12 protein-coding genes and 1 pseudogene are annotated in these 14,621 nt (G+C 64.1%); 6 read left to right on the top strand and 7 right to left on the bottom strand.

The features are described from left to right. Nucleotides 1–4: 4 nt before the first annotated feature. The 4 genes from LB557_RS28750 to hemP are packed head-to-tail and all read right to left on the bottom strand — an operon-like array spanning nt 5 to nt 3,321. Nucleotides 5–1,105 carry a FecCD family ABC transporter permease gene (locus tag LB557_RS28750; RefSeq protein WP_224643299.1) on the bottom strand — a complete coding sequence of 367 codons (1,101 nt, stop codon included), beginning with the start codon at nt 1,103–1,105 and terminating at the stop codon, nt 5–7. A gap of 5 nt (nt 1,106–1,110) precedes the next feature. Continuing rightward, complete coding sequence (locus LB557_RS28745) at nt 1,111–2,019, bottom strand: hemin ABC transporter substrate-binding protein (protein WP_224643300.1); 909 nt, start codon at nt 2,017–2,019, stop codon at nt 1,111–1,113. A 10-nt stretch (nt 2,020–2,029) separates the two neighbouring features. Then, nucleotides 2,030–3,091, bottom strand: a complete 1,062-nt coding sequence (locus LB557_RS28740) for a hemin-degrading factor (protein ID WP_224643301.1) — start codon at nt 3,089–3,091, stop codon at nt 2,030–2,032. 23 nt (nt 3,092–3,114) lie between these two features. Next, complete coding sequence (gene hemP, locus LB557_RS28735; RefSeq protein WP_015317483.1) at nt 3,115–3,321, bottom strand: hemin uptake protein HemP; 207 nt, start codon at nt 3,319–3,321, stop codon at nt 3,115–3,117. A gap of 198 nt (nt 3,322–3,519) precedes the next feature. Between hemP and LB557_RS28730 the strand changes: the two genes are divergently transcribed. The 4 genes and pseudogenes from LB557_RS28730 to LB557_RS28715 all read left to right on the top strand — a co-directional run. After that, nucleotides 3,520–5,709, top strand: a complete 2,190-nt coding sequence (locus LB557_RS28730; RefSeq protein ID WP_224643302.1) for a TonB-dependent hemoglobin/transferrin/lactoferrin family receptor — start codon at nt 3,520–3,522, stop codon at nt 5,707–5,709. 2 nt (nt 5,710–5,711) lie between these two features. Continuing rightward, the gene (locus tag LB557_RS28725) at nt 5,712–6,149 is read left to right on the top strand and encodes a hypothetical protein (RefSeq protein ID WP_224643303.1); all 438 of its coding nucleotides are present in this window, start codon (nt 5,712–5,714) and stop codon (nt 6,147–6,149) included. An 81-nt stretch (nt 6,150–6,230) separates the two neighbouring features. Further along, nucleotides 6,231–7,283 carry a TonB family protein gene (locus LB557_RS28720; RefSeq protein WP_318013385.1) on the top strand — a complete coding sequence of 351 codons (1,053 nt, stop codon included), beginning with the start codon at nt 6,231–6,233 and terminating at the stop codon, nt 7,281–7,283. Between the two features lie 59 nt (nt 7,284–7,342). After that, nucleotides 7,343–7,651 (top strand): annotated as a pseudogene (locus tag LB557_RS28715) (antibiotic biosynthesis monooxygenase family protein); the annotation flags it as partial. A 9-nt stretch (nt 7,652–7,660) separates the two neighbouring features. Here LB557_RS28715 and putA read toward each other — a convergent pair. Further along, nucleotides 7,661–11,269 (bottom strand): bifunctional proline dehydrogenase/L-glutamate gamma-semialdehyde dehydrogenase PutA, encoded by a 3,609-nt coding sequence (putA, locus tag LB557_RS28710; RefSeq protein WP_224643304.1) that lies wholly within the window; start codon nt 11,267–11,269, stop codon nt 7,661–7,663. 163 nt (nt 11,270–11,432) lie between these two features. Here putA and LB557_RS28705 point away from each other — a divergent pair, with 163 nt between their 5' ends. Then, nucleotides 11,433–11,885, top strand: a complete 453-nt coding sequence (locus LB557_RS28705) for an Lrp/AsnC family transcriptional regulator (protein ID WP_015317477.1) — start codon at nt 11,433–11,435, stop codon at nt 11,883–11,885. A 1-nt stretch (nt 11,886) separates the two neighbouring features. On the opposite strand, the gene LB557_RS28700 is transcribed toward LB557_RS28705, so the two are convergent. Together LB557_RS28700 and LB557_RS28695 are read right to left on the bottom strand one after the other, a co-directional pair. Next, nucleotides 11,887–13,086: a cytochrome-c peroxidase gene (locus LB557_RS28700; RefSeq protein ID WP_224643305.1), complete on the bottom strand. Its 1,200-nt coding sequence runs from the start codon at nt 13,084–13,086 to the stop codon at nt 11,887–11,889. Nucleotides 13,087–13,093: 7 nt separating this feature from the next. After that, the gene (locus LB557_RS28695; RefSeq protein ID WP_023791673.1) at nt 13,094–13,543 is read right to left on the bottom strand and encodes a FixH family protein; all 450 of its coding nucleotides are present in this window, start codon (nt 13,541–13,543) and stop codon (nt 13,094–13,096) included. 151 nt (nt 13,544–13,694) lie between these two features. On the opposite strand from LB557_RS28695, the gene LB557_RS28690 reads away from it, so the two are divergent. Continuing rightward, nucleotides 13,695–14,618 carry a sugar kinase gene (locus tag LB557_RS28690; protein WP_224643306.1) on the top strand — a complete coding sequence of 308 codons (924 nt, stop codon included), beginning with the start codon at nt 13,695–13,697 and terminating at the stop codon, nt 14,616–14,618. Nucleotides 14,619–14,621 lie beyond the last annotated feature (3 nt).

The raw sequence follows: 14,621 nt of genomic DNA, 5'->3' as shown, positions 1-14,621 counted from the left end.
AGCCTCACAAATCGATCACGCCGCGCCTGCGCAGCAATATCCACAGGAAGAACGGCGCGCCTGATATCGCGGTGACGATGCCGATCGGCAGCTCGGCCGGCGCCACGATGGTGCGGGCGACCGCATCGGCAAGCAGCAACGAGGAGGCGCCGAGCAGCCCCGAGGCCGGCAGCAGGTAACGATTGTCGGGTCCGATCAGCAGTCGCAGCAGATGCGGCACGACGATGCCGACGAAGCCGATGCCGCCGCTGACGGCGACGGAGGCGCCGACCGCCGCCGAAACGCCGATGATGGCAGTGTATTTCAGCCGCTGCACCGGAATGCCGAGATGGCCGGCGGTCGCTTCGCCCAGCGCCAGCGCGTTAAGGCCGCGGGCCAGGAACGGCATCGCCGCCAGTGCCAGGACGATTATGGGTCCTACGGAAGCGATCTTGGCCCATGTCGCACCGCCGAGCGATCCCAGTGACCAGAAGGTCAGGTCGCGCAGCTGGCGATCGTCGGCCATGAATATGAGGATTCCGGTCAGCGCCATGGCAAGTGCCGCCAGGGCTATGCCCGCGAGCAGCATGGTGGCGACCGAGGTTTGTCCACGTCGCGTGGCGACCTGATAGAGCGCCAATGTGGTGACGAGACCGCCGACGAACGCCGCAAGCGGCAGCGCCAGCGTTCCGAGCAAGGCGGTCACCGGCGCCAGCACGGTCCCGCCAAGAACGATGATGACCACCGCGCCAAGGCTGGATCCTGCGGAAACGCCGATCAGACCGGGGTCGGCGAGCGGATTGCGGAACAGTCCTTGCATGACGGCGCCACAAACCGCGAGCGCCGCACCCACCAACATGCCGAGGATGACGCGTGGCATGCGGATGTCATGGACGATCAAGCTGTCGCGGGCGTTGAGCGCCGCATCGCCGGGGACGGAGCCAAAGAGCCAATCCCTGAAGACGGTCACGGCGGATGCATCCGATGCGCCGGATGTGAGCGAAAGCAAGATGGCGATCGCCAAGCCCAGGCACAGCAGAAGGATGACGGCACGGGCGCGGCCGGAACGATCCCCGTCGGATGCCCTAATCGCCTTCGCCGGACCGGCGACCGACTGGTCGGTCATGATGCTCAGTCCGTGACCTGTGCGCCATAAAGCGAAACGGCGAGATCATGGATCGCGTCGGCCGTGCGCGGCCCGAAGCCGAGTAGATAGGCGCCATCGATGCGGATCAGCTTGCGCGCCGTTCCGGCCGGCGTTGAGGCGATGGATGGATTGCCGAACACTTCGTCGTCCGAGACCGGCGGCCCGGCATTGCTCATCATCAGGATCACGTCCGGCCTTGCGGTGATGATCGCTTCGTCCGACATTTGCTTGTAGCCGGAAAAGCCTTCCACCGCATTGACCCCGCCCGCCAGCTTGACCATGCCGTCGGCCGCGGTTTCGCTGCCGGCCGCCAGGATCTTGCCACCCTGCGTCGAGAGAATGAACAGCACGCGCCTGCGCTCCTTGATCGAGGCTGTCCGCTTTTCGGCGGCTGTGAGTTTCGCATCGAGCGCCCTGGCCAGCACCTCGGCCTTGGCCTCGACCCCGATCGCCTTGCCTACAATGCGGACCTTCTGGAGGATGCCTTCGCGGTTGTACTGCTCGGGCACTTCGATGAACGGAATGCTCGTCTTCTTCAGCACGTCGACGGCTTCCTTGGGACCGCTGCCGTGCAATGCCAGTATGCCCGTCGGATTGACCGACAAGACGCCTTCCGGCGACAGCTGGCGCATGTAACCGACATCAGGCAGGTCGAGCGCGGCCTTTGGATAGAGGCTGGTGGAATCGCGCGCCACCAAATGTCTCTCCTCGCCCAGCGCATAGACGATCTCGGTGATGGAGCCGCCAATAGCGGCGATCTTCGAAGGATCGGCGAACACCGAAACGCCTTCGGTGGCGCCGGCTGGTTGCAGCGCGGCGAAAGCCATGGAAAGGCCGATTGCATAACCGACCATCGATCCGCGCAGGGCGGACGGTCTCGAAACAAAACGCATCACACTTTCCTCAGGCTGCCGTCGGGTTCGGAATGCGCGGCAGGTGCTCGGCCAGAAAACGCCAGTCGTCGCGCTCGCTTTCGCCTTCATGGCGCTTGCCGAAGAACTGGATGATCATGTCGCCATTGGCGGCATAGACCTCGAGCGATGTGACATGGCCGTCCTTGGTCGGCTTGCGCACCGCCCAGACTTCATGGATGTGGTCGGTGCGCAGGTGCAGGTGGAAGGTCTCGTCGAGCACGTTGATCCACGGCCCCATGGGCTTGATCGATTTGATCGGACCGGAGTGGATCTGGATGCAGCCGCGGTTGCCAACGAAGCACATAATCGGCATCTCGCTTTCGGCGGCGTGATGGAACATGGCGCGCACCGCGTCCTTATCGAGCAGCCAGGCGTAGTCCTGGCCAACCATGCGCACCGCCTGGCGGCGGCTGAGCTTCAGCGTCTTCAGCATGCCGAAGAACTGGTGCACGTCCGTCAGCCGGCTCCAGCGGTCACGCAGGTCATCCGGGCTCGCCGTCGATGCCCCGGCCTCGCTTTCCTCATCGAGAACCGGCCCCGAAATGTCGATCGTCGGCTCCTGGTTCCGCGATTCCAGCGAGGCGACCAGTTTCTGGTAGGCATGGAGGCTGGAGGCCGGGCGCAGATGCACCTTGTGCACCGCGTCGCCGGCCGCATCGAAGAACTGCAGGCTGCGGCGGATGTCGTCGCCGTCGCGCTTCTCCACGGCAAAGCCATGCGCCCAGATTTTCGGAAAAATGCGCAGGTCGATGTTCTCGCCGAGCACCATGGCATTGTGATTGCCGGTGACGACCTTGTCATAGACGCCGATCTTCTCGTGTACGGCGCTTTCGTTGCGGGTCAGCGCCATAACCTCGCCAACGGCCTCGATACCGGTCAGAAGGTCGTTGACGCGGGGTTCGACGCGGACGACGCCGTCGCCGCAATGGGCGGCCACCAGCTCGGCCTCCGAAATACCGAGCTGGGCGGCCAGGTCACGCTCGCGCGCTTTCGGATTGTCGGTCCGGGCCCGCCGGATTTCATGCGGAGCGGGTTTTACGCGCTGGTCCATGTCTTTACCTCTGATGCCTTGCCTTACTTGTTGAGAATGAGCTTGCCCTGGCGGGTGATCTTCAGCCGGTAGAGCGCGCCATGATGCTCGATGCCGATTTCGTGCTCGCCCTGGAACAGCGTGTTGCTGGACAGCGTCCGCACCGCCAGCGAGACCCGATCGAAACGGGTGGAGGTATCGTCGGAACGGCGGACGCGATAGCGAAACTCGTTGGGATTGTGCGTGTTCATCTGGGTCGATCCCTTTCCTGTGCCGGGCATCTGGCTAGGCGTTGCGAATTGCCGATTCATTTCTTGACTTGAATAATCATGTTTATTAGTCAGTGCAATACCGGACTAAATGAGTCAACATTTAAGATGCCGGATACGATCAAAATGCCAGCAAGCCCCGGGCCAGCCAGCATGGAACCTGGGATTTGGAGTTGGGGCATGGGGTTTATAAGTTGGGAACGGCGCGGCCGGTCGGCGGCGAACGGTGCGGCGGCTTTGCTCGCAAGCGTGGCGGCGATCGCTCTATCCGCGCCATCGGCGCACGCGCAACCTGCGACGCAGGCGGCGAGCGAGCAGACGGATCAATCGAAGAAGACTGACCAGCAAAAGGCAGCCCCCGCGGTCGCTACGTTGCTCGACAGGATCCTGGTGCTCAGCCGCACTGGCGAAACGGCGGTACAGTCGCTGGCCTCGGCCAGCCATGTCGACCAGGAACAGCTCGATCGCCGCATGGCGACAACGCCGAACGAGATGCTTTTCGGTGTGCCTGGCGTCGCTGCGCAGGCCGACGCCAGGCGCGTCAGCACCAGCATCAACATCCGCGGCCTGCAGGATTTCGGCCGCGTCGCGGTGATCGTCGATGGCGCGCGCCAGAATTTCCAGCGTTCCGACCACGGCACCCAGTCGACCTTCTATATCGATCCCGAGCTCGTCAAATCCGTCGACGTGATCCGTGGTCCTGTCGCCAACACCTATGGCTCGGGCGCCATTGGCGGCGTCGTCTTCTTCGACACCAAGGATGCGGTCGATTTCCTTAAGCCCGACGAGACGTGGGCCGGTTCCGTCACCGGACGCTACGAGAGCAACGGCAAGGGCTGGACCACGAGCGCCACCGGTGCCTATCGCATCAATGAGAACTGGGACGTGTTGGGCAACATCGTTTACCGCGACTACGACAACTACAAGGACGGCGACGGCGACACGGTCAACGGCACCGGCTTCGACGTGCTGAGCGGCCTGCTCAAGACGACCATCCGGCCAACCGAGAACAGTGAGCTCAAGCTCGGCTGGGTCGGTTCGAGCGACGGCTGGGACGAGACCAGCGGCGGCGTGCCGGTCAACGATGTCGACCTGAAGTCGAACACCTTCACGGCCCGCTACAACATCACGGACGAAGACAAGAGCTGGCTCGATCTCCACATCAACACGTCCTACAACAAGACCAATCTCGACCTGACCAGTCTCGCGCCGCAGAACCGGTTCGATCCGGCGACCGGTCTTCCCTTGGTGCTGCCGGCAGGATCGCTGTCGACATTCGATGTCGGCACGACCGGCATCGATATCTGGAACACGTCGCGGTTCGAAACGAACGGCATCGCGCATGAACTGACCTATGGCGGCGATTGGGTCGGCGACAACGTCAAGACGGGTGGCGCGGCCGGGGGCGACAGTTTCTACACGCCGTCGGGCAAGCGCAACGTGTCCGGCGCCTACGTCCAGGACAAGCTCACCTGGGACTGGCTCGAAGTCGTCGCTGGCCTGCGCTACGACAGCTACAGCCTGAAGGATGACATGCATGATATTTCCGGCGACAGGCTATCCCCGCGCGTCACCGTCGGTGTCTCGCCGTTCGAGAGCGCCGGGCTTGCCGGCCTGCAATTCTACGGCACTTATGCGGAAGGCTACCGCTCGCCCTCGATCACGGAAACGCTGATCAGCGGCAATCATCCAGCCGGCGTCAGCTTCCCGTTCCTGCCCAATCCAAATCTGCGGCCTGAAACCGGCAAGACGACCGAGTTCGGCGTCAACTACAAGCAGAACGATATCTTCGAGCCGGGCGACGCCTTTCGCCTGAAAGCAGCCTATTTCAACAACGATGTCGACGACTACATCGACGGCGTAACGCTGTCGCCGTTCGCTCCAGGCAGCGGCTGCCCCTTCGGCCCCGGAATCCCGATCTGCTTCCAGTACCAAAATTTCGCCAAGGCCAAGATCAACGGCTTCGAGCTGGAGGGCGTCTATGACGCGGCATGGGGCTATGCCGGCCTCTCGGCCTCGATCACGGATGGCCACACCGTTTCCTACAAGGGTGTGGAAGCCGACCTCGCCACTATCCCCTCCTCTCAGGTCACCGCTCAGCTTGGCCTGCGTTTCCTCGAGGACAAGCTGACCGTCGGCGGTGAGGTGCAGTATAACGGCAAGCCTAAGGGCAATGCCGTCGCGACGGACTACACACTGGTCAATGCTTTCGCCAGCTATCAGGCGACCGACAATCTGAAAGTCGATTTCCGCGCCGACAATCTGTTCGACGTCAAATACGCCAATCCGCTGAACGGCAGCACCACGGTTGCGGTCTACGAACCCGGTATCACGCTGAAGCTGGCGGCAACCATGCGCTTTGGAGGCTGACCATGACGCCCTTGACGGCATCCCTTCGTCTGCTGACCTCGACGCTGGCGATGTCGCTGACGACAATTCCGGCGTGGGCTGAGCAGTCCGCGCCGGTCCTGACCCTCGAACTCAATGCCGCGCAACCTTCCGACAAGGGCTGCCGGCTGACCTTCCTGATCAGCAACAATCTCGGCGCCGACCTGACCAAGGCGGCGTTCGAGATCGCCCTGTTCAACGAGGCCGGCATCGTCGACCGGCTGACCGTGCTCGACTTCAAGGACCTGCCGCACGGCAAGACCAAGGTGACACGCTTTGACCTGGCCGGCACCGACTGCACCAAGGTCAGCCGCGTGCTGGTCAACAGCGGAACGGATTGCGCTGGCACGGGCGTCGAACCAACTGCCTGCATGCGCAAGCTGAAGACGGACACCAGGACCGGCATCGCTTTCGGCGTCTGAAGTGGGACTGCATAAGAAAAGACCGTGGCAGGGCCGCTGGCCGGCTTCGATTGCTTACCGGTTGAGGCAGCCGATCTTGATTTGACAAGTCTGCGCGTATCGCTGCAATTTCGCGCCCGCGACATGCAGGAAATCAGTCCACTCCCCGACACTGGCAGCGAGTTGGCAATAGCGCCGGCAGAGCGACTTGCCCAGGCACGACCGCAAGCCAGCAACGGCAAGTGGCAGGCTGCGATCGCCATCTCCTGCCTGCTCCATGCCGGCGTGGCGGCGGCTTTTCTGATCTTGTCCGCCGGCAAGTTCGATTCCAGGGAGGCAGAGCAGTCGGAAGGCGGCGATCACAAAGGTGACAAGGTCGCCGGCAGTGCATTGGACAAGGACCCGGCGGCAATGAATGTCACGCTGGTGCAGCCCCCGCCGACGGCCAAGCCTCATCCGGCAAAGGCGGCCAGGCCGGCGCCGACCGCACCTTCACAGCCCGCGCAGGAACCGGCGACACACGCTCCCGAGCCTGCCCGTGACGCCGCGAAGCAGGCTTCGGAGCCCTCGGCGGAACCGGTCAAACAGCCCGTGGCCACGCCGGACATACTGGTGGCGGCAACCCCGCGCCCGGACGACCAGAGCGTGGCTGCCAGGACAGAAACGCCGGCACGGCCGCACGCCCAGGCCGAAACCACCGAAATTCCTGTCACCGTTCCCGACCAACCGCCGATCCCCGTTGCAAGGCCAACTGGGGCGGCTGCCCCTGCCACTGCTGGAGCAGCTAATGAACGGAGCGGCACGGCCGATGGCCAGGACCGGCTGGCGGAAGCGGCCAGCAAGGGCAAAAGGCAAAAAGACCCAGGCAGCACTGCTGAAGACAGCTACCGCGGCAACGTCTTTCGAAAACTCGGCAGCGTCAATCGTACTCTCCCGCCGTCGCTGCAACTGGCCGCGCGTAACAATGCGGTTGTGGCATTCGCCATAGGCAGGAAGGGCGACATAGACCAGTTGCGCATTCTGGAAAGCTCAGGATCGCCGACTTTCGACGAGGCCGCGCTTGGCATCGTGCGCAAGGCCGCTCCCTTCCCTCCAATTCCGTCACAGGCATCGAACCCGAGCTTGGAGTTCGAGGTCGGGATCGGCCCGTTTTGACTAGGCCCGGGACAAACGTTGCGGCGCAACCATCAACACCCGCATGAAAGGGACCCCCTATGTACATCGCCATGAACCGCTTCAAGGTCCAGACCGGCTCGGAGGGCAACTTCGAAGCCATGTGGAAGAACCGCGACTCCAGCCTGGCCGAGATGAAAGGTTTTCGCGAATTTCACCTGCTGCGCGGCCCGGTCAACGAGACCGAGGGCTACACGCTGTTCGCGTCGCACACGGCGTGGGCAAGTCACGATGATTTCGTCGCCTGGACCAAGTCGGAGAACTTCCGCGCCGCCCACCGGAATGTCGGCACGACGAAAGTCCACTATCTCGGCCACCCGCAATTCGAGGGCTTTTCCGTCGTCGAGGGCGATGCCGACCTATGCGGCGGCCAAGAGGCTGGCATTGCCACCCGCGGCGGTCGTGTCGACGCAGACCGCCCGCTCATGCGCATAAGCCGCCGGATAAAGCACCTCGCTGACCAGCGGGACGATCGGCCCGCTGCGCTCGGCGATGACCTTGCGCACGATGCGCGCCGCCTCGGGCGTGCCTGAAAAAGCAACCACATCGACGCGCAGCGAGCGCGCCTCGACAGGATCGGGGCGGCCGTCGATGGCCGCCAGCGGCAGGCCTTTGCCGGTCAATGCCGAGAGCGCCGCCGGTGCACCCGGCGCAACAGCCAGCACCGCATTGCCGGCGGCGAGCGCCTGGATGGTCTGCGCCAGCAGCGTGTCGCCGTCCGGCCCCAAGCACAGCACCCGGCCGCGCGGCGACAGCGACAGCGTGTTGGCCTCGCCGGTCGGCCCGGGCAGATCGACCTGGCCGAAATCAATGCTGGCGGCGGCACCGATCGCGGCCGCGCCCTTGCCGCGAAGATGCTTCCTGAGGATGGCGACCCGGTCCGGCCGCGTCGACCAGCCGCCGAGAGCGGGATCGGGCAGATTGTCGGCCAGTTCGGTCGCCGTCACCTTATGGCCTTCGCCGACTTCCGTGCCCGCTTCAGGCCCTTTGCGGAAACGCCTGAGATAGTGCGGCCCGCCGGCCTTTGGCCCGGTGCCGGACAGGCCCTCGCCGCCAAATGGCTGCGAACCGACGACAGCGCCGATCTGGTTGCGGTTGACATAGATGTTGCCGGCATGGATGCCGTCGACGAAATGCTGCACCCGGCCCTCGATACGGGTGTGCAGGCCGAAGGTCAGGCCGTAGCCCTTGCGGTTGATGGCGGCGATGACGCTGTCGATCTGGTCGGCGTCGAAGGTCGCGACGTGCAGCACCGGACCGAACACTTCGCGCTCCATCTCCTCGATGCCCTTGACCCGGAAGACATGCGGCGCGACGAAGCGGCCATCCTTGGGCGCCTCAAGTTTAGCGATCAGCCGGCCCTGCAGGCCCATCGTCGTGCAATAATCGCGGATCGAACTTTGCGCGTCATCGTCGATCACCGGACCGACATCGGTCGAAATCCGCCAGGGATCCCCGACGTTGAGCGCCTCCATGGCGCCTTTCAGCATCTCCAGCATCTTCTTCTCGACGTCTTTCTGGACATAGAGCACGCGCAACGCCGAGCAGCGCTGGCCGGCACTCTGGAAGGCCGACGCGAGGATGTCACGCACCGCCTGCTCAGGAAGTGCCGTGGAATCGACGATCATGGCATTGAGGCCGCCGGTCTCGGCGATCAGCATGGCGTCCGGCGCCGCGGTCTCGGCCAATTGCTTTTCGATCAGCTTGGCGACCTCGGTCGAGCCGGTGAAGCAGACGCCGGCAATACGCGGGTCCGCTGTCAGCGGACCACCGACCGACGGGCCGTCCCCGGGCAGGAGTTGGATGACGTCTTCCGGCACGCCGGCCTCGCGCAGCATCTCGACGGCGCGGAAGGCGATCAGCGGGGTCTGCTCGGCTGGCTTGGCGATCACTGAATTGCCAGTGACAAGTGCTGCCGCGATCTGGCCGGTGAAGATGGCGAGCGGGAAATTCCACGGCGAGATGCAGACGATGGCGCCGCGCGCTTGCGTGCCCATTTCGGCGTTCGCCGCCTCGGTGGCGTAATAGCGCAGGAAGTCGACCGCCTCGCGCACTTCGGCGACGCCGTCGGCCAGCGATTTGCCGGCCTCGCGCGTGGCGAGCGCGAAGAACTCGACGGCATTGGCCTCGTAAAGATCGGCGGCACGGTTGAGCATAGCGGCACGCTCGGCGACCGGGCGTTTTGCCCACGCCGGCTGCGCCTCGACAGCGATGCGCACGGCGGTTGCGACCTGCTTGGCGGCGGCCTCGTGAACCGTGCCGACCACCTCGGAAGGCTTTGCCGGATTGAGGATCGGGCGCTGCTTGCCGTAGCCGGCGGCGCGCGTGATCGGCTTGGCGTGCCAGCGATCGGGACCCGCAAATGCCGCTCTGGCCTGCTCGATTGCCGCCAGCGTCACCGTGTCGGTGATGTCGAATCCCTTCGAGTTGCGGCGCCCGATCCCAAAGATCTGGGAAGGCCGGGCAATCGTCGGATTGGCGGCGGGACCCTGGCTTTCAACCGTTTCCAGCGGATCGCGTGCGATATCCTCCGGCTCGACCTCCTCGTCGGTCAATTGGTGCACGAAGGAGGAGTTGGCGCCGTTTTCCAGGAGCCGGCGGACCAGATAGGCCAGCAGGTCCGAATGCGCGCCGACCGGCGCATAGATACGGCAACGCGTGCCTTCGGCCTTGCGCACCGTTTCGTGCAAAGCCTCGCCCATGCCATGCAGGCGCTGGAATTCGAAGGTGTCGCGACTGTCAGCCATCGACAGGATGGCGGCGACGGTGTGCGCGTTATGGGTGGCGAACTGCGGATAGATGCGGTCGGTCATGCCAAGCAGCTTTTTCGCGCAAGCCATGTAGGAGACGTCGGTGTTGGCCTTGCGCGTGAACACGGGATAACCGGCAAGCCCGAGTGTCTGCGCCCGCTTGATCTCCGTGTCCCAATAGGCACCCTTGACCAGCCGGACCATGATGTTGCGATTATGCTTGTTGGCCAGGGCATAGAGCCAATCGATGGTGAAAGCCGCGCGCGGACCATAGGCCTGCACGACGACGCCAAAGCCGTTCCAGCCGGCGAGTTCCGGCTCGGCCAGCACCCGCTCGATCACGTCGAGCGACAGGTCGAGACGATCCGCCTCCTCGGCGTCGATGTTGAGCCCCATCCGCGAATGCCGTGCGGCCAGGGCCAGCGACAACAGCCGCTCGGCCATCACAGGCAGCATCTCTTCCTTTTGCGCTTCTTCGTAGCGTGGATGCAGTGCCGAAAGCTTGACGGAGATGCCATGGTTCTGGCGGATATCTGGCCCGTTCGAGCCAGCATCGAGCGAGGAAATGGCGTCGGCATAGGCCTTGTGATAGCGCAGCGCGTCCGCCTCGGTGCGGGCCGCCTCGCCCAGCATGTCGAAGGAGTAGAGGTAACCCTTCTGCGTCATTGGCCGGCCGCGCTTGACGGCTTCCGCGATCGTGCGGCCAAGCACGAACTGCTCGCCCATCTCCCGCATGGCTGCGGCCACTGCCTTGCGGATGACCGGTTCGCCCAGCCGGCGCACCATCGAACGCAGCGTGCCTTCGATACCGCCCTCACCTTCATCGAGCACGCGGCCGGTTAGCATCAGCGCCCAGGTCGAGGCGTTGACGAAGATCGAACTCGAACCGCCCGAATGCGCCGACCAGTCGTGCGGCGCGATCTTATCGGCGATGAGATCGTCCATCGTCTCTGTGTCGGGTACGCGCAGCAGCGCCTCGGCCAGGCACATCAGCGCCACGCCTTCCTTGGTGGAGAGGCCGTAGGCCGAGAGGAAGACTTCCATCAGCCGGGGATCGGACGAACCGCGCACCGCCCGCACCAGGTCGGCCGCACGCGCCGAGATCGCCTTACGGTCTCCGGCCGAAAGCCCGGCCGCCTCGGCTAATCGCTTAACCGCTGCGTCTTCGTCGGGCAAATAATTGGCGCGGATCTGCTGGCGGATGGCGTCGAGCGGCATGGCGGTCCTATGAGCAAGCACAAGGGAACGGGCCGGCGGTCACCGGACCGAATGGCGCAAGCTAGCACAAGTGCCAGATTTCAGGCGGTCTGAAAAAATCGACAGGGCAGCTCAATTGATCTATCATGTTGCCGAAAAATTGCTCATTCGGGCTGCAGTTTCGATGACAGAAGATCAATTGGACCGCATCGACAGGAACATCCTGTCGGCACTGGCCGGCAATGGCCGGCTTTCCATGTCGGAACTGGCGGTCAAGGTCGGCCTGTCGAAGACACCGGTGCAGGCGCGGGTGAAGCGGCTGGAGAAGGACGGCTATATCAGGGGATACCAGGCGATCATCGACCGCGAACGCATGGGCGAAGGCCATGTCGCCTTCGTGCAGGTGAAATTATCGGACACCCGATCCGCCGCGCTCGATGCCTTCAACCGCTCCGTACAAGCCGTGCCGGAAATCGAGCAGTGCCACATGATGGCGTCGAGCTTCGACTATCTCCTGAAGGTCCGCACGAAGGACATCGCCGCCTATCGCCGCGTGCTCGGTGAGCGCATCTCCGCCCTGCCCCACGTCGCCCAGACCTCGACCTTCGTGGCGATGGAGACGGTCAAGGACAGGTAACCTATTCCGATAGCGTCTTCAGGAACGCCACCAGTGCGGCGCGCTCGCGGTCCGAGAGCTCCAGCGGGTGAATTTCAGAACTGCCCTCGACGCTTGGCGCAGCCTTGGCATAGTGAGCGACGACCTCGTCGAGCGATGAAAACTGCCCGGCGTGCATGTAAGGCGGCCGCGTCGCCGCACCGCGCAGTGACGGCGTCTTGTAGGCGCGCACAAGTTCTGGCGCATCCTTGACCATGAAGCGCAGCTCGCCGCAGGCACTGGCCTCGCCATCGCGATAGGCGCCGAAGCAGTTGAACGGGTCGGCCTCGACTTGGGCCACCGCATCGACGCGCCCACGATCCGCCGGCAGGCCGGCAGCAGGCGGTACACCCGTGTTGTGAAAACCGTTGTCGCTGAAGCGCGGGCCGTTGTGGCAGGTCACGCAATTGGCCTTGCCGACGAACAGTTTCAACCCAAGGATTTCCTCCGTGGAAAAGACGGCATCGCCTTTCGGCTCGGCGCCTGTCGCAAGGTCCAGCGCAAAGCGGTCGAAGCGTGTCGGTGCCGGCTCAATCGAGCGTTCGAAAGCGGCGATCGCCTTGCCGATATTGGCATAGACGCCGTTGATTGCGTCGCGCTGCGCATCGCTCATCGCGTTCCAGGCGGTTTTTTCGGCATCGCTTCCAAGCGGGCTGGCATTTGGCGGAATGCTGGACAAATCAGGCAATGGCCCGAAGATGCGCTCATAGCGTTCGCCGAAACGCGCCTTCATGTAATGCGCGTAGGCAGCACGGTTTCCCGCCTGTTCCAACGGGTTTTCGAGCGGTGTCAGCGCCTGCGCCCACAGGCTGTCGCGCCGTCCATCCCAGAAGAACCAGGGGTCGCGCGCCACGCCGGCCAGCGGCATGGTGCGCCGGTTGGTGTGGCCGACTCCGACCGCCTGCGGCAGGTCGTCCTGGAACTGCCGGTCGATCTTGTGGCAGGTCGAGCAGGACACCGTACCGTCGCGGCTCATCCCGACGTCGAAGAACAGCGTCGAGCCGAGCGCCGCCGCGGCCGGCTCATCGGCGAAGCGGTTGGTGGTATCAGGCTTCAGTGCCGGCAGCGTATTCAGCGCGAGCGATGCAATCGTCTTCTTCTCGGCATCGGAAAAATCCGGCTTGCCGCAACCGGCAAGGATGGCTGCCACCGTCAGTGCCAAAAACCAGAAAAAGCGCCTCATCGACCGCTCACAGCACCACGTTGAACAGCACAGTGTCAGAGCCCGCGCCGGACGATATGGCGAAACGCAGTTGCCACCAGCCGCTCATGGTGAATTTCACCCCTTCGATGCGGTAGCGCCCCTCGCCTAGATAGTCGGTCGCCTGCGGGCTGGTCGGCAGACCGTGATTGTGTTGCGGCATGCCGCCGGAGATGGCAATCGCGGCTCGCTCTACGGAGGCCCCCGTCTTTGTCTTCAGCGTCAGCAGCCAGGATTCCAGTTCGCCCTGCCGCACGACGCCCCGTTCCGGCACGAAACTCGCTACGTACAGCCCGTTGTCGGTTTTTTTCGTCCGCGAGACATCCGGGCCGACGGGCTGTGCCGAATGCGGCGCGGTCAGATAGACGGCCGCGAGAACGCCGACCAGCAAAGCAGCTAGACCAAGACCTGCCAGGAGATAACGCCATAACGATGCCAAACCGGTTCCTCTTTCGCAGATAACGTCCTGCCGGGCGGATCGCATCCCGCCGGCCTGTGGGAAAACGCTGTGGCGGAAAAAAGCCTGCTTGCCAAGCATGGCGCTGCGTCCGGCAAAAAGCTACAGCACCGAAAGCACTGGAGGATTGCAGATGGTGGGAAACGGCGTCGCCTCGATCGGCGAATGCATGCTGGAACTGTCGGGCCAGACCGGGCCGAACTGGCGCATGGGCTTTGCCGGCGACACGTTCAACACGCTGTGGGCGCTGCATGCACTAAGCGCTGACCGGCCGGCAACCTACGTCTCGGCCTTCGGCGACGACCCTTTCTCGCAGGGCCAGATCGACTTCTTCGCCGAAAACGGCATCGGCATCGGCTCCAGTCCGGTCATACCGGGCGCGCGCCCCGGCCTCTATGCCATCACGCTGACCGGCGCCGAGCGCTCCTTCACCTACTGGCGCGACGACGCCGCCGCCAAGCAGCTCGCGTCGGACCCGGCGGCACTGGGCAAAAACCTGGAAAATCAGTCGCTTGTGTACTTTTCCGGAATCACTTTGGCAATTCTCGATGAGGCCGCGCGCAAGACGCTGCTGACCGCGGTGGCAAAGGCGCGTGCGGCGGGCTCGCTGATTGCCTTCGATCCCAACTATCGGCCACGGCTCTGGCGCAACCGCGAGGACGCGCAAGCAGCGATTGCCGGGGCGCTTGCAATTACCGACATCGCGCTGCCGACGTTTCCGGACGAGCGGATGCTGTTCGGCGATGACACACCGCAGGCGACCGCCGAGCGCCTCGGGCAATTGGTCAAGGAGGTCGTGGTCAAGAACGGCGAGGCACCGGCATTGATCGGCAAGGGTGGAGCGCTGCGGGAGGTCGCCGCAATCCACGTGGCTGCGCCCGTGGACACGACAGGTGCCGGCGATTCCTTCAACGGCGGCTATCTCGCCGCACGGCTTGGCGGGATTGCCCCGGCGGACGCTGTCCAGCGTGCGCACCGCGTCGCCGCCGCCGTCGTGCAGGTCCGCGGCGCGCTGGCGCCGTTCGAGACGCTACGGGCGGCGTTCGGCCAGTCCTGAAAA

The sequence above is a fragment of the Mesorhizobium sp. BR115XR7A genome, from assembly GCF_020165315.1.
In the GTDB taxonomy this organism is placed as follows: domain Bacteria; phylum Pseudomonadota; class Alphaproteobacteria; order Rhizobiales; family Rhizobiaceae; genus Mesorhizobium; species Mesorhizobium australicum.
The sequence above is the reverse complement of the archived record's forward strand: the minus strand, read 5'-3'. Positions and strand labels throughout refer to the sequence as shown.